This is a genomic window from Polaromonas sp. P1_F6 (genome assembly GCF_056405695.1).
The window spans coordinates 494,573-513,791 of record NZ_JBFUBQ010000003.1 but is presented as its reverse complement, the minus strand read 5'-3'; the positions used below and the strand labels follow the sequence as shown (position 1 = coordinate 513,791).

At 63.0% G+C, this 19,219-nt stretch carries 15 protein-coding genes and 1 other RNA gene; 6 read left to right on the top strand and 10 right to left on the bottom strand.

Annotation, left to right across the window (positions count from 1 at the left end; all coding sequences use genetic code 11):
• Window positions 1-466: 466 nt before the first annotated feature.
• From AC1DY9_RS12030 to AC1DY9_RS12015, 4 genes are all read right to left on the bottom strand, one after another.
• The gene (locus tag AC1DY9_RS12030; protein ID WP_457281108.1) at window positions 467-2,311 is read right to left on the bottom strand and encodes an STAS domain-containing protein; all 1,845 of its coding nucleotides are present in this window, start codon (window positions 2,309-2,311) and stop codon (window positions 467-469) included.
• Between the two features lie 39 nt (window positions 2,312-2,350).
• On the bottom strand, window positions 2,351-3,400 hold the full coding sequence (gene dksA / locus AC1DY9_RS12025; protein ID WP_457281109.1) for an RNA polymerase-binding protein DksA: 1,050 nt from the start codon (window positions 3,398-3,400) through the stop codon (window positions 2,351-2,353).
• 341 nt (window positions 3,401-3,741) lie between these two features.
• On the bottom strand, window positions 3,742-4,818 hold the full coding sequence (locus AC1DY9_RS12020) for a CobW family GTP-binding protein (RefSeq protein ID WP_457281110.1): 1,077 nt from the start codon (window positions 4,816-4,818) through the stop codon (window positions 3,742-3,744).
• Between the two features lie 267 nt (window positions 4,819-5,085).
• Window positions 5,086-6,276 (bottom strand): class I SAM-dependent rRNA methyltransferase, encoded by a 1,191-nt coding sequence (locus tag AC1DY9_RS12015; RefSeq protein ID WP_457281111.1) that lies wholly within the window; start codon window positions 6,274-6,276, stop codon window positions 5,086-5,088.
• Window positions 6,277-6,468: 192 nt separating this feature from the next.
• Here AC1DY9_RS12015 and AC1DY9_RS12010 point away from each other — a divergent pair, with 192 nt between their 5' ends.
• Window positions 6,469-8,244, top strand: a complete 1,776-nt coding sequence (locus AC1DY9_RS12010; protein ID WP_477666621.1) for a sensor domain-containing diguanylate cyclase — start codon at window positions 6,469-6,471, stop codon at window positions 8,242-8,244.
• Window positions 8,245-8,270: 26 nt separating this feature from the next.
• Here AC1DY9_RS12010 and AC1DY9_RS12005 read toward each other — a convergent pair whose 3' ends face one another.
• From AC1DY9_RS12005 to dapF, 3 genes are all read right to left on the bottom strand, one after another.
• On the bottom strand, window positions 8,271-9,326 hold the full coding sequence (locus AC1DY9_RS12005) for a tyrosine recombinase XerC (protein ID WP_477666620.1): 1,056 nt from the start codon (window positions 9,324-9,326) through the stop codon (window positions 8,271-8,273).
• Between the two features lie 24 nt (window positions 9,327-9,350).
• Window positions 9,351-10,046 carry a DUF484 family protein gene (locus tag AC1DY9_RS12000; protein WP_457281114.1) on the bottom strand — a complete coding sequence of 232 codons (696 nt, stop codon included), beginning with the start codon at window positions 10,044-10,046 and terminating at the stop codon, window positions 9,351-9,353.
• 81 nt (window positions 10,047-10,127) lie between these two features.
• The gene (dapF, locus tag AC1DY9_RS11995) at window positions 10,128-11,015 is read right to left on the bottom strand and encodes a diaminopimelate epimerase (RefSeq protein WP_477666619.1); all 888 of its coding nucleotides are present in this window, start codon (window positions 11,013-11,015) and stop codon (window positions 10,128-10,130) included.
• Between the two features lie 183 nt (window positions 11,016-11,198).
• Here dapF and AC1DY9_RS11990 point away from each other — a divergent pair, with 183 nt between their 5' ends.
• Complete coding sequence (locus AC1DY9_RS11990) at window positions 11,199-12,845, top strand: MBL fold metallo-hydrolase (RefSeq protein ID WP_477666618.1); 1,647 nt, start codon at window positions 11,199-11,201, stop codon at window positions 12,843-12,845.
• A 268-nt stretch (window positions 12,846-13,113) separates the two neighbouring features.
• Complete coding sequence (locus AC1DY9_RS11985) at window positions 13,114-13,992, top strand: basic amino acid ABC transporter substrate-binding protein (protein WP_477666617.1); 879 nt, start codon at window positions 13,114-13,116, stop codon at window positions 13,990-13,992.
• Between the two features lie 71 nt (window positions 13,993-14,063).
• Here the strand turns inward: AC1DY9_RS11985 and rnpB are convergent.
• An RNA gene (gene rnpB / locus AC1DY9_RS11980) (RNase P RNA component class A) lies at window positions 14,064-14,404 on the bottom strand.
• Window positions 14,405-14,467: 63 nt separating this feature from the next.
• Between rnpB and AC1DY9_RS11975 the strand changes: the two genes are divergently transcribed.
• The 3 genes from AC1DY9_RS11975 to AC1DY9_RS11965 are packed head-to-tail and all read left to right on the top strand — an operon-like array spanning window position 14,468 to window position 17,482.
• Window positions 14,468-16,138, top strand: coding sequence for an NAD(P)/FAD-dependent oxidoreductase (locus tag AC1DY9_RS11975; protein ID WP_457281118.1), 1,671 nt, complete (start codon window positions 14,468-14,470; stop codon window positions 16,136-16,138).
• A complete protein-coding gene (locus AC1DY9_RS11970) occupies window positions 16,138-16,758 on the top strand; it encodes a flavin reductase family protein (RefSeq protein WP_457281119.1) in 621 nt (206 codons plus the stop codon). The genes AC1DY9_RS11975 and AC1DY9_RS11970 overlap by 1 nt, the downstream gene beginning before the upstream one ends.
• 43 nt (window positions 16,759-16,801) lie before the next feature.
• A complete protein-coding gene (locus AC1DY9_RS11965) occupies window positions 16,802-17,482 on the top strand; it encodes a ProQ/FINO family protein (RefSeq protein WP_457281120.1) in 681 nt (226 codons plus the stop codon).
• A gap of 40 nt (window positions 17,483-17,522) precedes the next feature.
• On the opposite strand, the gene lepB is transcribed toward AC1DY9_RS11965, so the two are convergent.
• Window positions 17,523-18,191 (bottom strand): signal peptidase I, encoded by a 669-nt coding sequence (gene lepB, locus AC1DY9_RS11960; protein ID WP_457281121.1) that lies wholly within the window; start codon window positions 18,189-18,191, stop codon window positions 17,523-17,525.
• 68 nt (window positions 18,192-18,259) lie between these two features.
• Window positions 18,260-19,135 (bottom strand): protease HtpX, encoded by an 876-nt coding sequence (htpX, locus tag AC1DY9_RS11955; RefSeq protein WP_477656648.1) that lies wholly within the window; start codon window positions 19,133-19,135, stop codon window positions 18,260-18,262.
• Between the last annotated feature and the right edge of the window lie 84 nt (window positions 19,136-19,219).

The window sequence follows — 19,219 nt, the reverse complement described above, 5'->3', positions numbered from 1 at the left end:
TTCACCACTAAATTGCACTTTTCCCCACTTTAGCAGGAAACCATTTGCAAACAAGGGATTTGAAACAAATTTTTTCAATGAAATCAAGGACTTAGGAGTATCTTCGGATCCAGGGCCTATATTAAAAAGTGTTCTAAATTAAGCACTTAGACGGTGCACTGAAAGTATTACTTTAAGCGCCAGCAACTGAGCACCCGCCAAAATGGAAAAAAGAGGAACTATTTCCATCCATTCAAACGCTCAGCAACCTGTTTTTACACAGTGCAAGCATGGCATAGCTATGAAAAATATAGCAGGTAACGGCCGCCACATAACAAGAATGGGCGTGACCGCAGGGATAGCGTGTTTTTTGAAGGGATACGGTGCAGAAAGCACAGGGCGCCGGAAGACCCTGTCGGACCAATCCGACTAGACGCCGAATGGCATGACAACACTACCCAATTCGGCCAGCAGAAAGGCCGCAAGGTCAGTCGATGCGGACTGTGACCCTTGCGTGCTCAGTGATGCCGATCACATTGAAGAACGCTGCAACGAGGCGATTGACTTCCGTGAATTGCACTGACCGGTTTTCCTCTTCGCGGGCTGACACCCAGTTCAGCAGCGTTCCCGCAGCCGAAAAATCCACGCGAATGAGCTTGGCACAGGAGATCAGCATCATGTCTGCACCCATCAGCTTGACTTCCAGTTTGTCCAGCACCGCTATCGCATCACCCTGGATCTGGCCTGACAGTTCGACCGACAGCACATTGCTCATCTGTGAACTCGGTGCATCCATCTGGGTGTCTCCATCAATGGCGCTCAGACTGGAGGACACGGAATCACGGTACACGTCGCCAATGATGGCCGACCCATCCGTGACGCCGCCCTGCGCATCGATCGGTTTGTATTCGCAACGTGCACTGTCCCAGGCTGGCGGGGAGACCTCGTAGGTAACGCAGAAGTCGAGTGCGGCCAATTCAAAGTCGTCGGGGCGATGCGTTACACGCAGCGCCTCCATGCGCAAAAGCCACCATTGCTGGGCGGTATCGCGGCTGCCTGAAGGGGTGGCGTTCTGCAGTACCTTCTGCAACTGCGCATCACCCATGAAACGCAGCTGAACAGGCTGGGTCGCCCACCCGCTGAAGACCTTGTACAAAGGCTCGACAGCATCAGGTTCGATGGATTTGAGGTTGTTCCAGTTCAGGCGCCACGGCATGGGAGCCTTGGCGGTGGCCGCCTTGAGGGCTGCCACGGTCTGTATACCCAGCACAGAGGGACAGACCCAATCAACAGCAGGACCATTCGGATTGGCGGCAGCCTTGCCCGCCGCCGGAACGCTGAGCATTTTCACCATGTCAGGCATGGAGAACCACTGCGGTGCCGAACGGTCAAACCGCTCGACAAACTGGATGGCTGCCGTTTCAAACTTATCCTGCTGGGCCGTGGCCCGGTACAGGTCAAACAAGGTCAGCCAGGTATCCGGGTGGCCCGCGCGTACGGCACCGGGGGCAAGAATTTCCAGCAGGCCGGCTTCGGCACCCGCATCGTCGCCATTGGCAAACCGGATAGCGGCCTCCTCCAGCTCTGCATCATGGGCAACCACTTCCTCCACATCCACCGCAGTGAGCTTGGAAGGAGAAAAGCTGGAACCGCCGCCGCTGTCGTAACTGCCGCCGATACCCGCCAGGCCGCCGATTGCAGGAGGTTTGGCAGGAGGTTGGGCGGGAGGCGTAGATCGGGCTGCGGCCAGCGCAACAGACAGGGAATCGGGCTGGGTCTGGGAGGGCTCGTGAGCGGCTTCCCGGGCCGCCTGCTGCTCGGCGGCCAACCTGGCTGCGTTCAGCTGCTGCAAACCTGCCGGCGCCGTGGCCCTGTATGCGGTGGGCAATGCATTGTCCAGCATGGGGGGCGCCTGCGTCGATGGGCTATGCAAGGGCGCGTGCACCGAGTTGTCCGGCATGCCGCCATTCTTGGTTTTCCACCACTGCATGGACATCTGCGCTTCGATCTCGTCGATCTTCTTGAGCGTGGTGGCCCTGTCGTCGGGCTTGGAGGGCATGCTGCTCTGGAAGAACGAAGGCCGGCCGCCTGGATCCTGGCCCACACCCACCATGGCTTCACGCTTGCGCATCTTGCGCAGCATGTCGAATTCGCGCTTGCGCACGAAGTCGTTTTGCCGCTTGCGCTCAATCATTTCCTTGAGCAATTGCTTGCTCATGGCTTCGTCGCGGTCTGTTTGCGCGCCGTCCAGATCCGACCAGTTCGTGGCCGGATTCCGGACGAACTTCACCATCTTGGAGAGCAAGCCTGAAGCGGTATCTTCTTTGGACATGGCAGGACGATTAAATAAACTTCAACCGGTAATCTGGGATCAATCGCCAAACATCTTCTGTTTAAGTTCCCGGCGTTGCTGTGCTTCCAGGGACAAATTGGCCGTGGGACGGGCGATCAGCCGGCCTACGCCGATGGGTTCGCCGGTTTCATCGCAATAACCGTAGTCGCCGGAGTCGATGCGGGCAATCGACTGTTCGATCTTCTTGAGCAGCTTGCGTTCCCGGTCACGGGTGCGCAATTCAAGGGCATGTTCTTCTTCAATCGTAGCGCGGTCCGCCGGGTCGGGCACCACAACGGTGTCTTCCCGCAGATGCTCGGTGGTTTCACCGGCGCTGTTGTGGATGTCCTGCTTGAGCACCGACAGCTTGTGGCGAAAGAAAGCCAGCTGCTTTTCGTTCATGTACTCGGAGTCCGGCATCGCCTTGACTTCGTCGTCGGTCAGCTGCTCGGCGGATTTGGTCTTCCAGTTGTTGGCGAGCTTGGGGTCTTTTTTGGCCGCCGCCTGGGGTGGCGGCGCGATCACGCGTTCGGTCATTGTGGAGTAACTGGCTTTGGCTGCGTCAGGCGCATGGGTTGGCACCATGGGTGCGGGAGGGGGTGACTGGGTGGCTACGCGGGCGGAGCTGCGCCTGCCGGGTTTCAGTGGAGGCGGGGCCATCAGCCCGGCCCTGACCGGTGCCGGGGCGGGTACCACCACGGCGGCGGGGGCCGGCTTGGCGCTGCTTGCAGGTTTTACGGCCGGTTTTGCAACGGGCTTGGCAGCTGATTTTGCAACAGGCTTTGCCGCAGGTTTTGGGGGAGATTTGAGCACGGGCTTGACGGGTTTGGCGACGGCCTTTGCTTTGGGCAAGGGCTTGGCAGCGGTTTTCTTGACAGCTGCGGTGGCAGGCTTTTTCGTGGAAGCAGCCTTGACAGCCGGCTTGGCGGCTTTTTTGGCAACGGGTTTGGGTGCCGGCTTGGCTTTGGCAACAGGTTTGGCCGCTTTCTTCACAGCTTTGGCGGCGGGCTTTGGCGCCGGCTTGGCTTTCGATGCAGGCTTGGCGGCCGGTTTGGCAGGTGTCTTGGTCTTTTTTGCTTGGGCTTTCACAATGTGTCTCCTCTGGGAAGCAGCCCCGGAATGGCCCATGGCCCTCCGCGGCAGCTTCCTGGCCAAACCGCTGCAGCGCAGTTCAACCCTACCTGTTGCCAGATTTCCTGGTTTGTCTGCCGCCTGCCAGCCTCGAAAACCACACCTGGGTGGCTTTCAATCCGCTTTGTAGCCGATTTTGTGCCTGGCTTGCCTCCCGAATTGATTTTCCGGGTATTTTGGTCGGCGCGCGATTGTAGCGGCTGCGCAGCCTGCCGTAGCACCCTTGGAACAAATCGTTGGAGAATCGAGACAAACATGAAGCCCTCCGCCTTTTACAGGCCACAGGCGGACAGCCTACCTCAAACCAGGCATTGCTCCAGGCCCTGCAGAAAAATATCTTTGGGCAAATCGATGCCGATGAAGACCATCTTGCTGTTTTTCTTCTCGCCCTCGGCCCAGGCGGGCCCCAGGTCGCTGCCCATGAGCTGGTGCACCCCCTGGAAAATCACCTTGCGGTCGGTGCCTTCCATATTCAGCACGCCCTTGTAGCGCAACATGCGCGGGCCGTAAATGTTGACGACCGCACCCAGGAAGTCCTCCAGCTTGGCTGGGCTGAAAGCCTTGTCCGACCGGAACACAAAGCTCTTGACGTCATCGTCGTGGTGGTGATGGTGGCCATGGCCCTCATGCCCGTCCTTGGCGTCGTGCGCATGTGAAGGGTGATCACAGTGCTCCCCGTGCTCATGGTCATGATCGTGGTCATGCCCGGCATGGTCGTCTTCCTTGAGGAAGTCGGGGTCGATGTCCAGCTTGGCATTGAGGTTGAAGCCGCGCAGGTCAAACACGTCCTTGATGGCGACTTCCCCGAAATGCACCGCTTTCTGGGGCGCGCGCGGGTTCATGTGCTTCAGGCGGTGCATCAGCGCGTCAACTTCGTCCTTGGCCACCAGGTCCGTTTTGCTGATGAATATCTGGTCGGCAAACCCGACCTGGCGGCGCGCCTCCTGGCGGTCGTTGAGCTGGGTCGCGGCGTGTTTGGCGTCGACCAGGGTCAGGATCGAGTCAAGCAGGTACTGCTCGGCAATTTCTTCGTCCATGAAAAACGTCTGCGCCACCGGCCCCGGGTCGGCCAGCCCGGTGGTTTCAATGACCACGCGCTCAAAGTCGAGCAGGCCCTTGCGCTTTTTGGCGGCAAGCAACTGCAGTGTTTCGCGCAGGTCTTCGCGGATCGAGCAGCAGATGCAGCCGTTGTTCATCTGGATGATGTTTTCTTCGGTGTCATTTACCAGGATTTCGTTGTCGATGTTTTCTTCACCGAACTCGTTCTCGATAACAGCGATTTTCTGGCCGTGCGCCTCGGTCAGCACGCGCTTGAGCAGCGTGGTTTTGCCGGAGCCCAGGAAGCCGGTGAGGATGGTGACGGGGATCAAGCTCATGGTGTTACCTAAAAACAGGAATTGCAGGGGTAGCGCGAAGGGCGAAGCAGGTCGCAGCCACACAGGTGGGGGAGTTTAGCGGCGGGTTCAAGCCCGCCACGCAGCCCCCGTGAATACCACCTTGGCCAGCAGTTACTTTACAGGTCGTGTCAAGCGCAGGGGCCCCAAAAACAGCGCAGGCCGGTAATTTCCGTCCTGTATCCGCTATATTTTTAATAGCTGCTTGCGCCCGTCTTTATTAGCCTGCAGCCACTATTTATATAAAAATCAGCCGCCCACCCGTTTCACCAGTACGAGCCCCTTCAGGTACTCGCCTTCCGGGAAGGCGACCGTCATGGGATGGTCGGGTGCGCCACCCATGCGCTCGGAGATGAAAGCGTCCACCCCCGCATCGATGCCGGCCGAAGCCACGATCTTGTGGAACAGGTCGGCGCTGACCCCGCCCGAACACGAGTAGGTAAACAGCACGCCGCCGGGCGCCAGAATCGACAACGCCAACCGGTTGATGTCCTTGTAGGCACGGGCGGCACGCTCGGCATGCGTCACCGTGGGCGCGAATTTGGGCGGGTCCAGCACGATGGCGTCGAACATCCGGCCTTCCTTCTGGTACTGGCGCAGCGAGGCGTTGACATCGGCATCCAGCAGGGTGGTGCGGCTGGCGTCAAAGCCGTTCAGTGCCACATTGGCCCGGGCCCGTTCGATCGCCGGGCCGGACGAATCGATCGACGTGACGTGCCCGGCGCCGCCGGCCAGCGCAGCCACAGTGAAGCCGCCGGTATAGCAATAACAGTTGAGCACCTGGCCGAACCGCAGGCGGCGCGTGTAGGCGGCAAACTTCTGCCGGCTGTCGCGCTGGTCCAGGTAAAAGCCGGTTTTATGGCCTTCGGCCACGTCCAGGCTGAGCTTCCAGTCGTGTTCGGTAATGGTGATGCCGGTTTCGCCCGAGCCGGCCAGCCAGCCGGTCACTTCGGGCAGGCCTTCCAGGGCACGGGAGCTCGCATCGGAGCGTTCATACAGGCGCGTCAGGCCGGTTTGGGCAAGCAGGGCTTCGACAATCACACTTTTCCATTTTTCTGCGCCGCAGCTGGAAAACTGCGCCACCAGCGTGTCCGCATAGCGATCCACCACCAGGCCTGGCAGGCCGTCGGATTCGCCGTGAATGAGCCGCCGCCCGTCGCTCTGGATGTCAAACAGCTCCCGTGCCTTCAGGGCCTGGGCGATGCGCGCTGAAAAGAAGGCAGCGTCGATGCGTTGGGCTTCGTCAAAGCTCCAGACCCGGGCCCGGATCCTGGAGGCCGGGCTGAACGCTGCCCAGCCCAAAAATTCGCCGGCGTGGCTTTCCACCCGCACAGTCTCGCCCGCATCACCGCCCCCTTTGGCGATGGCGCCGTCAAAAATCCAGGGATGGCGCCGCAGCAATGAGCGCTCCTTGCCGTCCCGCAGTCGAATTATTTTCATGGCGCTATTGTCGCGGCTGATGGTATCGCCCCCTCCTGAGCACCGGACGTCCACCCGGGCAAATGAGCCGACCGACAGCGATTTGACAGCTCGGTGTAATTTTCGTGAAAGTTTTGCGACAATCGCAGGTTAATGTTTTTGACCTCATTTTCGCGGCGATGGAAGAAACACGGGCCGCTGGCAAGCCCGGCCATGCGCACGCCCGCCCCCGTCCGCACCCTGTTGCTGGGGCTGGTTATCAGCCTGTTCATGGGCTCGCTGCTGGCGCTGACCAGCCTGGATGCACGGTCGCGCACCATACTGGACCTGGACACCCAGACAGAACCTGTCGCACTGCAGGACTGGGGCGATTACTGGATAGACACAACCGGCCAGTTCACTCCCGAGCAGGTTGCCGCCGCCCCCGACATCCCCTGGAAGCCGACACACGGCAATGCGATCTACCCGGTGACCAGCGGCCAGGCCATGTGGGTGCGCTTTAACGTGCCGCCGGCGCCCGACGCAGAGCGCTGGTACCTTGAGGTTCCCTACCCGTCCATCGACCGGGCTTCGCTGTATACCCCGGACGGTGTCGGCCGGTGGAACGAGCAGCGCGCCGGCGACCTGGTGGCGGTAGACAAGTGGCCAGTGCCGCACCGCCATCCCCTGCTGCCCATCGCGCTGTCGGCCGAGGTACCCACCCATTACCTTTTGCGCCTGGAGAACGGCCACGCATTCAGCGCGCCACTGCAGTTCATCAGCGAGGGGCGCCTGAGCCACTCAGAACAGCGTGTTTCCCTGATCCTGGGCATCTTTTTCGGGCTGACGGGGCTGGCGGCGCTGATCTCGGCGCTGGGCGCCATTTCACTGCGCGACACCGCGTACGGTTACTACGCCCTCTGCGTGACCCTGATGGGCCTGACGCAGGCGACCGTCACCGGCATCGCGGGGCTGCACCTGTGGCCGGCGTGGCCGGGGTGGAACGACATTTCGACATCCGTGCTGCCCATGCTGGCGGTGTCGGCCACCCTGTTGTTCATTTCCGCGGTGGTGGCCCTGCCCGAACGCTCATTGCGCCTGCATTGGCTGATGGCGGGCCAGGCCGCGCTGGGCGTGCTGGCGGCTGTGGTGCTGGCGCTGGTTCCATCTGCATCGCGCATGGGCCTGTTCATCCCCATCGTGCTGCTGCTGGAATTCAGCAGCGTGCTGGTCATGGGCTGGGCCTGGCGCCGCGGCGACCGGTTTGCGCCCTGGCTGATGCTGGCGTATGTGCCGGTGCTGGCCGCCGCTGGATGGACCATGGCCCGCAATGCCGAGCTGGTGCCCATCGGTTTCCTGACGCAGCACGGCATGCAGCTGGGTGTGGCGCTGCATTTGCCCATCGCCATGCTGGTATTGATGCTGCGCAGCCAGCACCGGCGCGAAAACATCCGCCGCATCCAGGGCCTGGACCGGGTGGACCCGGCCACGGGTCTCATCAACGGCCACGTGTTTGCCGAGCGCCTGATCCGCATGATTGCGCGTTCCGAACGGCTACGCCACCAAAGCGCGGTGATGATCATCGACCTGGTCAATTCCGAGCAGATCCAGCGCGATTTCGGGCGCAAGGCCGCCGAAGAATTGCCGCTGCATGTGGCCGAACGCCTTTTGTCCACCGCACGCGAGATCGACAGCGCTGCGCGGCTGTCGGAGCGGCGCTTCGGCATGCTGGTCGAAGGCCCCTTCAATGCCGAGGACGCCGGCACGCTCGGGCCGCGCATCGTGGCGCGCTGCCTCATGCCCTACAAAGGCCTGCACGTGGACTGCGTCGCACAGGTTCATGTCGCGTACGCCCTGGTGCCTTACCAGGGCTCCAACGCCCAGGGCCTGCTGGCCCAACTTGAAGAGCGCCTGGCCGCCGCCCCGGCTGACAGCAAGCGGGCGGTGTTCATGCTCGGGGAAATGCCACCGGCACGGCCGGCAAGGCGCGACCGCCCCAGTCCAGCCTGAGCCTGGCACCAGTGCTGGTGCCAGGCTCAGGCTTTGTCTTTAGCGTCTTTGTCGGGCTTCGCCAGGCTTCCTGGTGATGCCGGCGCGCCCGCGCCGGCCTTTCCGGCTTTCGACAGGGCCCGCGGGTGCGCCGCGTCATACACCTTGGCCAGGTGCTGGAAATCCAGCCGGGTATAGACCTGCGTGGTCGTGATGTTGGCATGGCCCAGCAGCTCCTGAACCGCACGCAAATCACCGCTCGACTGCAGCACATGGCTGGCAAAGGAGTGGCGCAGCATGTGCGGGTGCACCGGCGTGGCCAGCCCCGCCTTCAGCGAGCGCTGCTTCAGCCGCACCCGGATGTGCTGCGGCGTCAGGCGGGTGCCGCGCTGGTTGATAAAAAGCGCAGGGTCTTCACGCGCCCAGTTGGCCCGCGCGGCAAGCCACTGCTGCAATGATTGCAGCGCAGCCCGGCCGACCGGCACGCTGCGCCTTTTGGAACCCTTGCCCAGCACATAAGCTTCGGCCGCATCCGTGTCGATCCAGCCGCGCGCCTGCGCACTGGCCTTCACATCCAGGCCCACCAGTTCGCCGATACGCAGCCCGCAGCCGTACAGCAGTTCGGTGATGCATTGGTCGCGCAGCTCCAGCTGCGGGTCGCCATCGGCGGCATCGGCCTGGTAGCCCGCCAGCTGCACGGCTTCGTCCACACTGAGGGCTTTGGGCAAGGGCTTGGGGGCTTTGGGCGCCCGCACGTCCTGCACGGGGTTGCCGCTGATCAGGCCTTCGCGGCCCAGCCAGGTGTAAAAGCCGCGCCAGCCTGAGAGGATCAGTGCAATGCCGCGGCCGCTGCGCCCCGCGCCATGCATTTGCGCCACCCAGCGCCGCATGTGAACGTTTTGCACTGCCACCAGCGCCACCCTGGCCTGGTGTGCATTGACTTCGAGCTTTTGCAGGTCGAGCGCGTAGAGCTCCACGGTGCGCTGGGCCAGGCGCTTTTCCACCCGCACATGCTCCAGGTAACGCTCGACCAGCGGATCGGAAGGCGGCAGCGCCGGCTGCCCACCGCTGGATTCAGAAACGGGGAGCAGCGTTTGTGTCATGGCCGTGGTGCATGGCCCCGGTGCCTATTCGGCAGTGACCGGCTGGGGCCGCAGCCGCGTCAGCGCCGCGCCGGCCAGTTCGCCCAGGCGCTCCAGGAAATCCGTGCCCATGCCGCTGTGAAAACGTTCCGGGTCGGGTGAGGCCAGCACGAGCAGGCCCGAGACTTCCGCCCCCGCCGCAGCGCGCAGCGGTATCAACGCGATCGACAATGCCACCGCGGGCTCGGGCAGCCAGTTGACCGCTTCGAAGCCCGAATTGACGCCGCAGTAGGGTGCGCTCAATGACGATGCAAAGGTTTTGGCGTCCTCGCTCACATCGGTCGCAAAGCTTTCATCCGAAAAAATCCCGTTCACGTCCCAGACCTTGATGGCAGCCTGCGGGATCAGGAATTCGCCGGTGATGCCTTCGACAATGGCGCCCGGCAAGTCGCGCGCCTGCGTCGCCTGCAGCAGCTTGCGTGTCCAGCGCTGCATCTTGTCGGCAATCGCCACGTTGTCCTGCCCGTGACGGATCATGTCGACCATCCGCGTTTCCAGGCCCTTGATCTTTTCGCGCAGCATCAAGGCCTGGCGTTCCTGCAGGCTGACGGCACGGTTGCCGTGTCCGCTGGACAGTTGCACCGAAGCCAGCAGTTCGGCGTGGCGCTCGAAGAAGTCGGGCGTGTTGGCCAGGAAGTTGGCGATGTCGTCTTCGGTGATGGGGTGTTCAGTTGGATTCATCCGGGCATTGTCCTCAGTTTTGCAGCAGGCGCAAAGGCATACTGCGCCCGCGTTACATCCGCTTTCGTCGAAAGGCAGTTTTCAGATCCCATCGGGGATATTGATCTCGGACTCAAACACCGTAGTAGCCGGCCCGGTCATCATGACAGGCGCGTCGAGTCCGCCGGGCCACTCAATGGTGAGCTGGCCGCCCCGCGTCATCACGTCCACCCGCGCATCCAGCAGGCCCCAGCGTATGCCCGCCACCACCGCCGCGCAGGCGCCTGTGCCGCAGGCCAGCGTCTCGCCCGCGCCGCGTTCGTAGACCCGCAGGCGAATCTGGCTGCGCGAAACCACCTGCATGAAGCCGGCGTTCACACGGCGCGGAAAACGCACGTGGTTTTCAATCAGCGGGCCGGTTTGCAGCACCGGCGCAGCGTCGACGTCATCCACCAGTTGCACCGCGTGCGGGTTGCCCATCGACAAGGCCGCTATCAAAAGAGGAGCTGCTTGCGCTGACCCATCAAGGGCTAGCGGCCATTTTTGCCATGAGCCTTGGGTCACAGGCGTAAGGCCCGAAGCATCAAAAGGAATCCGTACCGGGTCAAACACCGGGGCGCCCATGTCGACCGTGACACGCCCGTCAGCCTGCAGGCGCGGCTCGATGATCCCGCCGAGGGTCTTGACCCTCACAACGTCCTTTGTCGTCAGCCCCTGCTCGCGTACAAAGCGCACAAAGCAGCGCGCGCCGTTGCCGCACTGCTCAACCTCGCCGCCGTCGGCGTTGTGGATCACGTACTCGAAGTCGATGCCCTCCCCCGCATCCGCAGGCGGCGGCCGCACCGAGAGAATCTGGTCGGCGCCCACGCCGAAGTGGCGATCGGCCAGGAAGCGGTATTGCGCGGTGGAGAGGCCCAGCGGGGCGCGGGTTTCGTCGAGCATGACAAAGTCATTGCCCGCGCCCTGCATTTTGGTGAATCGGATTCGCATGGGGGAATTATCTGCGGTGCGAAGGCGGCACTTAAAGAGGTGAATCGGCCATTTCGCACCCACCGGCCGTGGTTTTGAAGGAATTCAGGGCGATACGCATGGTTTGCCACGGTTTTGCAGGGCAGAAAAATACGCCCAAACCCGCCGGCAACGCCCGCGCAGCCCCGAAGCCATAATTTGCGGATGCCACGTCCTTCCCAATTGCTCCATCCTTCGCGCGAACCCGCGCCTGTACGCCCGGCGGCCACCGTGCTGTTGCTGCGCGACACCCCGCACGGCGTCGAAGTCCTGATGACACGGCGCTCCACGAGCGCCAGCTTCGCCCCGGGGGCTTATGTCTTTCCCGGCGGCGGCATCGACGCGGCGGATGCCGCGGCGCATGCACAGTCTACGCGGCGGGCCACGCAAAGCGACCTGCACCTGACACAGGCCATCGCGGCTATCCGCGAAAGTTTTGAGGAACTCGGCGTGCTGCTGGCGCGCCACGTCGACGGCAGTTATGCCACGACCGCCGACATCGCAGCACTGGACCGCAAGGCGTCCTTCGCCGTGCAATGCCGGGAGCGCGGCTTGACGCTGGCCGGTGACCAGGTGTTTGTGCTGGCGCACTGGATCACCGACCGCGACCTGCCGCGCCGCTTTGACGTGCCTTTTCTTGTTGCCCGCATGCCCGAAGGGCAAAACCCGGTGGCCGACGAGGCCGAGCAGTTTGAGCCGGTCTGGGTGCGGCCGGCCGAGGCGCTGGCGCGGCACGCGGCAGGGGGTTTCTTCATCATCTTCCCCACGATACGCACACTGGAAAGACTGCAGCACTACCCCGACGTGGCCTCGGTGCTGGCGGCCTGCGCGTCCGAAGTCCCGCTCTGGACCTCCTGCCCGCGCGCCGGGCTGCTGGCCGGCAAGGAAGCGCGCTATATGGAACACGAAGCGCCCTACGGCGAGCTGGCGCTGACCTGCCCGGACGGGCAGATCGTGCACGCGCTCGACTGGCAGACATCACAGCCCGTGGCGCTGCTCAACAACGTGATGCGCCTGACGGCGCCCAACCCCGGCGTGATGACCGGGCCGGGCACCAACAGCTACCTGGTCGGCGACCCGGGCAGCGGCTACATCGCCATCGACCCCGGCCCGGCCGATCACGACCACCTGCAGCGCCTCTGGCGGGCGGCCGGCGGCGACATCCGCATGATTGTGTGCACCCACTCGCATCCCGACCATTCACCCGGCGCCAAACCGCTGCAGGCCATGTGCAGCGTTGCGCCGCCGATTCTGGGCCTGCCTTCGGCACCCACGGCGCGCGCCGCCAGCGCCTTCTCGCCGGATCGATCGCTATCAAATCAGGAGCTGCTTGCGCTCACCAGCAAAGGGCCGGAAGGCGAAATTACCCATACCCTGAAGGTGCTGCACACACCCGGCCATGCCGCCAACCATGTGTGCCTGGTGCTGGTGGAAGACGGCCTGCTGTTCAGCGGCGACCACATCCTCAACGGCAGCACCACGGTCATTGACCCGCCCGATGGCGACATGAGTGCCTACCTGGATTCCCTGGACGCGCTGAGCGCGGCCTGCGACGAACACCAGATCGGCTTCATCGCCCCGGCGCATGGCTACGTGCTGGCGGACGCAAAGAATGCGATCGCCCGGCTCAAGGCGCATCGCCTGCAGCGCGAAGCCAAGATCATGCGCGTGATGCAGGCCCACCCGGAAGGCACGATCGACGACTGGGTCGCGGGCGCCTACGACGACGTGGACCCGCGTATCTGGCCGGTGGCCAAACGCTCGCTGCTGGCGCACGTGGACCGCGTGCGTGAGCTGGGCCTTGTCCATTAACGATTTCTGCACACGCGCCAGGCATCGCTATTGATTTGCAAGCCACCACCGAGTACCCGCACTACTGTGGCGTGAAAGTTGCTAAACCTTGGACCGGACGTAAGGGTATATACCGGCGTTAAGGCCTTGAACAGTCACCAGGGCTACTGAAAGGGGCTGTTTGACCCCAGGGCTGCGGTTTATACTTTTTGTTCGTATGCCGGAAGCCGTGCCTGACCGCATGGCTTGACGGGCATCACCATCATTTCAACCTTTTTTGAGGGACTTCATGTCTTCCTACTCCATCTCAACGCGACGTTTCCTGCAAACCGCCGGCACCCTGGTCGCCGGTATCGTTCTGGCCGCTTGCAGCAAGACCGAGCCGCCGGCACCCGCAGCCAGCACACCCGCTCCCGCCGCCTCGGCACCCGCACCTGCGGCCAAGGTGTACGTCGTCGGCACGGATGCCGCGTATGTACCTTTTGAGTCCCAGAACGACAAAGGCGAGATCGTCGGTTTCGACATCGAAGTCGTCAAGGCCGTGGCACAGAAGGCCGGCATCGAAGTCAAGTTCCTGAATACGCCATGGGAAGGCATCTTTAACTCCCTGAACCAGGGCGACCGCGACCTGCTGGTCTCGGCCATCACGATCACGGCCGAGCGCAAGCAGACCATGGATTTTTCGTCGCCTTACTTTGACGCGCAGCAACTGATCGCCGTGAAGAAGGATTCGAAGATCGCCAAGTTCAACGACCTCAAGAAACTCAAGGTCGGCGTGCAGAACGGCACCACGGGTGACGAAGTCATCACCAAGCTGCAGGGCAAGGACAGCGCCAACATCAAGCGCTTTGAAGCGACGCCACTGGCACTGAAAGAGCTGGAAGCCGGCGGCGTGGACGCCGTGGTCGCCGACAACGGCGTGGTGGAGCACTACGTCAACAACAACACCGGCTCGAAGTTCAAGACCATCGCCGACGCCAGCTTTGCACCCGAGCAATACGGCCTGGCCGTGAAAAAGGGCAACGCCGAGCTGCTCGCAAAACTGAACAAGGGCCTGGCCGACATCAAGGCCGACGGCACCTACGACAAGATTTTCGCGCAGTACTTCGGTAAAGCGCCAGCCGCCACCGCACCGGCACCAGCTGCCGCCGCCTCTCCCGCCAAATAAGACGCTGCAGGCAGGGCCGGCAAGGCCCAAAGACAAAGCCCCGTTCATTGCTGAACGGGGCTTTTTTATTAGTGTGAAGCCCGCCGATAAGCCGGATTCTGTGCACCGGACCCCCTTGGAGAAAGTCCGGCGTGACCGCCATTAATCTGGGCCGGGGGTCGCCCCCACGGCTCAATGCTACCTACCCGCCAACTCTGCGGAACCACATCAACGTTGGCCTACTTGGTATTGCTGCGCGTAGAGATTGCCCGTTTCACCCGGCCCGGGGTTGCCCCAAGGCCGACTCGTCTCTGTTGCTCTGATCCTCACCTCACGGTGGAGAGGTATTACCTCCTACGCTGTCCTGTGCAGTCCGGACGTTCCTCCAGTGCCTGGTTTCCCAGATTGCACCAGCGGCGGTCTGGCGTGCTTCACGGGGCCCATTATCCGCCAGTCCTTTAAAATGCAGGTTGCTTGATCAACACGAGCCCCTCTCATGATTCGCCTGACCGAACTCAAACTTCCGCTGGACCACGCGGAGGATGCCCTGCCCTCCCTGGTGGCCCAGACACTGGGCGTCGCCGCAGCCGCCCTGCAGAACGTCCACATCCACAAACGCAGCTTTGATGCCCGCAAGGCAGACCTGCTCAAGGTCTACATCGTCGACGTCACGCTCGCCGATGCGGCCCAGGAAGGCGCACTGCTGGCGAAATTTTCCGGCAACCCGCACATCTTTCCCACACCGGACATGGCCTACCGCACGGTGGGCCAGGCGCCCGCCGGCTTGCCGTTGCGACCGGTCGTCGTCGGCTTCGGCCCCTGCGGTATGTTCGCAGCCCTGCTGCTGGCGCAGATGGGCTTCAAGCCCATCGTGCTGGAACGCGGCAAGACGGTGCGCCAGCGCACCCGGGACACCTGGGGCCTGTGGCGCAAGAACGTGCTCAACCCGGAATCGAACGTGCAGTTCGGCGAAGGCGGCGCCGGCACCTTTTCCGACGGCAAGCTCTACAGCCAGATCAAGGACCCGCGTCACCTGGGCCGCAAGGTGATGAACGAGTTCGTGAAGGCCGGCGCGCCCGCCGACATCCTGTTCGAGGCGCACCCGCACATCGGCACCTTCAAGCTGGTGAAGGTGGTCGAAAACATGCGCGCGCAGATCGTCGCCCTGGGCGGCGAGATCCGCTTCGAGCAGCGCGTGACCGACGTGCTGATCGAGGACGGCCCGCAAGGCAAACAGCTGCGCGGCCTCACGGTACTGGACCAGGCCACGGGCCAAAGCCACGAGATGCGTGCCGACCAGGTGGTGATGGCGCTGGGCCACAGCTCGCGCGACACCTTCGCCATGCTGTATGCGCGCGGTGTGTACATCGAGGCAAAACCCTTTTCCATCGGCTTTCGGGTCGAGCACCCGCAGGGCATCATCGACCGCGCGCGCTGGGGCCGCCATGCCGGCCATCCGTCGCTGGGCGCGGCCGAATACAAGCTGGTGCACCACGCCAGCAACGGCCGCTCGGTCTACAGTTTTTGCATGTGCCCGGGCGGCACGGTGGTGGCCGCCACCTCCGAGCCCGGCCGCGTGGTGACCAACGGCATGAGCCAGTATTCGCGCAATGAGCGCAATGCCAATGCCGGCATCGTGGTGGGCATAGACCCGCGCGACTACCCCGGCTTCGAGGCGGGCGACGCGCTGGCCGGCATCGCGCTGCAGCGCCAGCTCGAATCGCACGCGTTTGTATTGGGCGGCAGCAATTACCAGGCGCCGGCGCAGCTGGTGGGTGACTTCGTGGCGGGCCGCCCCTCGACCGCGCTGGGCAGCATCACCCCATCCTACAAGCCGGGCGTGACCATCGGCGACCTGTCGTCTGCCCTGCCTGCGTACGCGATCGAGGCCATGCGCGAGGCCTTTCCCGTGTTCGGCAAAAAGATCAAGGGCTTTGACACCCATGACGCGGTGCTGACCGGGGTGGAAACGCGCACTTCCTCGCCGATCCGCATCAGCCGCGGAGAAGACCTGCAAAGCGTCAACGTGCGCGGCCTCTACCCGGCCGGCGAAGGCGCCAGCTACGCCGGCGGCATCTTGTCGGCCGGCGTGGATGGCATCAAGGTTGCGGAAGCCCTGGCGCGCAGCGTGCTGCAGGACGCCGAACAACAGCGGATGGCCGCGTGATGGGCCAGGACTTTCACTACTACGAGCCCTCGAAAGGCCACGGCCTGCCGCACGATCCCTTCAACGCCATGGTGGGGCCACGCCCCATTGGCTGGATTTCGTCGCAGGACGCCAGGGGGCAGCTCAACCTGGCACCCTACAGCTTTTTCAACGCCTTCAACTACACGCCTCCCATCATCGGCTTCGCCAGCATTGGCGCCAAGGACAGCCTGCACAACATCCGCGAAACCGGCGAGTTCGGCTGGAACCTGGCGACGCGGCCGCTGGCCGAGGCCATGAACCGTTCCTGCGCGATGGTGCCGCCCGAGGTCAACGAGTTCGAACTCGCGGGCCTCACGCCCGTGGCCTCGCAACGCATTGCCGTGCCGCGCGTGCAGGAAAGCCCGGTATCGTTTGAATGCCGGCTGACGCAAATCCTGCAGCTGCAGGGCGCCGACGGCGTGCCGGTGCCCACCTGGCTGGTCCTGGGCGAGGTCGTCGGCGTGTACATTGCAAGGCATCTGCTCAAAGACGGCATTTACGACACGGCGGCTGCCGAGCCCATTCTTCGCGGCGGCGGCCCGGCTGATTATTTCGCCGTCACCCCCGACAACCTCTTTCGCATGTTCAGGCCCCGCTGAGCTTTCTGAACACCCCGCCACACCATCTTTTTCACCCACACACATGACCGAAACCACCACACCTTCCCCGCGTGCCAAACGCCCCCGCCCCCCGCAGCGCCCCCGGCCGGCCAATCCGCAGCAGCAGCGCACTCGCGAAGTCCACCCCGTGCTGGAAAAGCTGTTTGAGCTCTATCCGAAAATGTTCGGCGCACAGTTCCTGCCGCTCAAGCTGGGCGCTTTCCAGGACCTGCTGGCGGAAAACCCCGAAGCATTCAAGCGCGACGAACTGAAAGTGGCGCTGGGCCTGCATGCCCGTTCCACGCGTTACCTCGAATGCGTGGCGGCTGGCCACCCGCGCCACAACCTGCAGGGCGAGCCCGTCGAGCCGGTAGCGCCCGAGCATGTGCATCACGCGATCATGGAAGTGTTCCGCCGGCGCCAGGCACGTTCAAAGGAAGACCTGCGCCCCAAAGTGCGTATGCGCCTCATCGAGGCCATTGAAGCGTCCGGCTTGAGCCGCGAAGAGTACGCAGAACGCACCCGCACGCAGGATGAGGTGTCGAACACCTTGCTGGACGAGGCTTTTGCGGAGATGGCAGTGCAAACTGCCAAACGCGAAGCACTGATGCGTGCCTTTGAGGCCAGCGGGAAAACGGCTACGGAATTTGCCGAGATGTATGGACTGGACCCCGCGCAAGTGACACACGCCATAGAGCTGGTACAGAGAAGCCGCCAGGCCTGAGGCTTCCACTGTAGCCTCAGTCAATCAGCAGATCGGCTGATCAATAGAGCGAGCGGCCAAAACGCTCAAGGCGGGGTTGCCACTTCTCCAGGATGTCCGCCGACACCAGGATCCGTTCCGCACGCCCAATCAGCAGGTTGCGCGGCACCAGGCCTATGTAGCGCGAATCTGCGCTGTTGTCGCGGTTGTCACCCAGCATCAGGTACTGGTCAGCGGGAATCGTGATCGGCCCCCAGCTGTCCTTGGCCTTCACACCGGCCAGCCACTGGATTTCATGTTGCTCCTGGGCTGTGGCTTCTTTCACGTGCGTGGCCACCAGCACGCCAACCGGCCCGGCCGGCTCCAGCACCGTGTCCAGCGCCTCATAGCGGGCTGACTGCCCGTTGATGATGAGCACCTTGTCGCGCATTTCCACGACGTCGCCCGGCACAGCCACCAGCCGCTTGATCAGGCGGACGCCGTCCACCGGCGAGGAAAAAGTGACGACGTCGCCGCGCTGCGGATCGGTGGTGCGCGCCAGCACGGTATCGGTCAGCGGAATCTTGACGTTGTAGGCCAGCCGGTTGACGAAGACCACGTCACCTTCGAGCAGGTTGGGCCGCATGGAGCCTGAGGGAATGGGGTTCCAGTCCGCGATTGCGGTACGGAACAGCCCGAACAACAACAGCAACACCAGAAAACTGCGGTTCTGCCTGATCCAGCTTTTCATGCCTGCACTCCTGTGAAGAAAACGGGAAGAAAAAAAGGGCGCCCTGTGCGGGGGCGCCCTTTGATGGTTCAAGCCTGGCTGTTCTGCAATGCTGCGATGCGCTCTTCAATCGGCGGGTGCGTGGCAAACAGCTTGCCGATGCTGCCGGTGATACCCATGGCTTCCACCGCTTTGGGCAATTCGCCCGGCTGCATGCCGCCCAGGCGGGCCAGCGCGTTCATCATGGGCTGGCGACGGCCCATCAGCTGCGCGGCGCCGGCGTCGGCGCGGAACTCACGCTGGCGCGAGAACCAGGCCACGACGATGGCGGCGGCAAAACCGAGCACGATGTCCAGCACGATGGTGCTGACGTAGTAGCCGATACCGGGGCCGGAATTGTTGTCGCTGCCGCGGCGCAAGAAGCTGTCGACGGCGTAGCCGATCACACGCGAGAGGAAAACCACAAAGGTGTTCATCACGCCCTGGATCAGCGTCATGGTGACCATGTCGCCGTTGGCCACGTGGGCGATCTCATGGCCCAGCACGGCTTCGATTTCTTCCTTGGTCATGCCTTGCAGCAGGCCGGTGGACACGGCCACCAGCGACGAATTCTTGAACGCGCCGGTGGCAAAGGCATTGGGCGCGCCTTCAAAGATGCCGACTTCGGGCATGCCGATCTGGGCCTTGTCGGCCAGCTTGCGCACAGTTTCGACGATCCAGGCCTCGTCGGCATTTTGGGGCGACTCAATGACCCGCACCCCGGCGCTCCATTTGGCGACGGGCTTGCTGATCAGCAGCGAGATAAAGGCGCCGCCGAAGCCCATGATCAGTGCAAAGCCGAGCAGCGCAGTCAGATTCAGCCCGTTGGCCGTGAGAAAGCGGTTGACGCCAAGCAGGCTGGCGACAATGCCCAGCACCACCACGACAGCAAGGTTGGTCAGGACAAACAGAAAAATACGTTTCATGGGTTCTCCGTGGGGTCGGTGAAAAAAGCCCGCCTTGCGCAGGATATGAGGGCTTGCCAGCCCAGTTCAAGCTGTGGGGCAAAT

Excerpts from the sequence above, each read along its gene's own strand:
- AC1DY9_RS12005 (WP_477666620.1), bottom strand. The coding sequence starts at position 9,326 with ATGACACAAACGCTGCTCCCCGTTTCTGAATCCAGCGGTGGGCAGCCG.
- AC1DY9_RS12030 (WP_457281108.1), bottom strand. The coding sequence starts at position 2,311 with ATGTCCAAAGAAGATACCGCTTCAGGCTTGCTCTCCAAGATGGTGAAG.
- htpX (WP_477656648.1), bottom strand. The coding sequence starts at position 19,135 with ATGAAACGTATTTTTCTGTTTGTCCTGACCAACCTTGCTGTCGTGGTG.
- AC1DY9_RS11975 (WP_457281118.1), top strand. The coding sequence starts at position 14,468 with ATGATTCGCCTGACCGAACTCAAACTTCCGCTGGACCACGCGGAGGAT.
- AC1DY9_RS12020 (WP_457281110.1), bottom strand. The coding sequence starts at position 4,818 with ATGAGCTTGATCCCCGTCACCATCCTCACCGGCTTCCTGGGCTCCGGC.
- AC1DY9_RS12010 (WP_477666621.1), top strand. The coding sequence starts at position 6,469 with ATGCGCACGCCCGCCCCCGTCCGCACCCTGTTGCTGGGGCTGGTTATC.
- AC1DY9_RS11970 (WP_457281119.1), top strand. The coding sequence starts at position 16,138 with ATGGGCCAGGACTTTCACTACTACGAGCCCTCGAAAGGCCACGGCCTG.
- dapF (WP_477666619.1), bottom strand. The coding sequence starts at position 11,015 with ATGCGAATCCGATTCACCAAAATGCAGGGCGCGGGCAATGACTTTGTC.
- AC1DY9_RS12000 (WP_457281114.1), bottom strand. The coding sequence starts at position 10,046 with ATGAATCCAACTGAACACCCCATCACCGAAGACGACATCGCCAACTTC.
- AC1DY9_RS12015 (WP_457281111.1), bottom strand. The coding sequence starts at position 6,276 with ATGAAAATAATTCGACTGCGGGACGGCAAGGAGCGCTCATTGCTGCGG.
- lepB (WP_457281121.1), bottom strand. The coding sequence starts at position 18,191 with ATGAAAAGCTGGATCAGGCAGAACCGCAGTTTTCTGGTGTTGCTGTTG.
- AC1DY9_RS11965 (WP_457281120.1), top strand. The coding sequence starts at position 16,802 with ATGACCGAAACCACCACACCTTCCCCGCGTGCCAAACGCCCCCGCCCC.
- AC1DY9_RS11985 (WP_477666617.1), top strand. The coding sequence starts at position 13,114 with ATGTCTTCCTACTCCATCTCAACGCGACGTTTCCTGCAAACCGCCGGC.
- AC1DY9_RS11990 (WP_477666618.1), top strand. The coding sequence starts at position 11,199 with ATGCCACGTCCTTCCCAATTGCTCCATCCTTCGCGCGAACCCGCGCCT.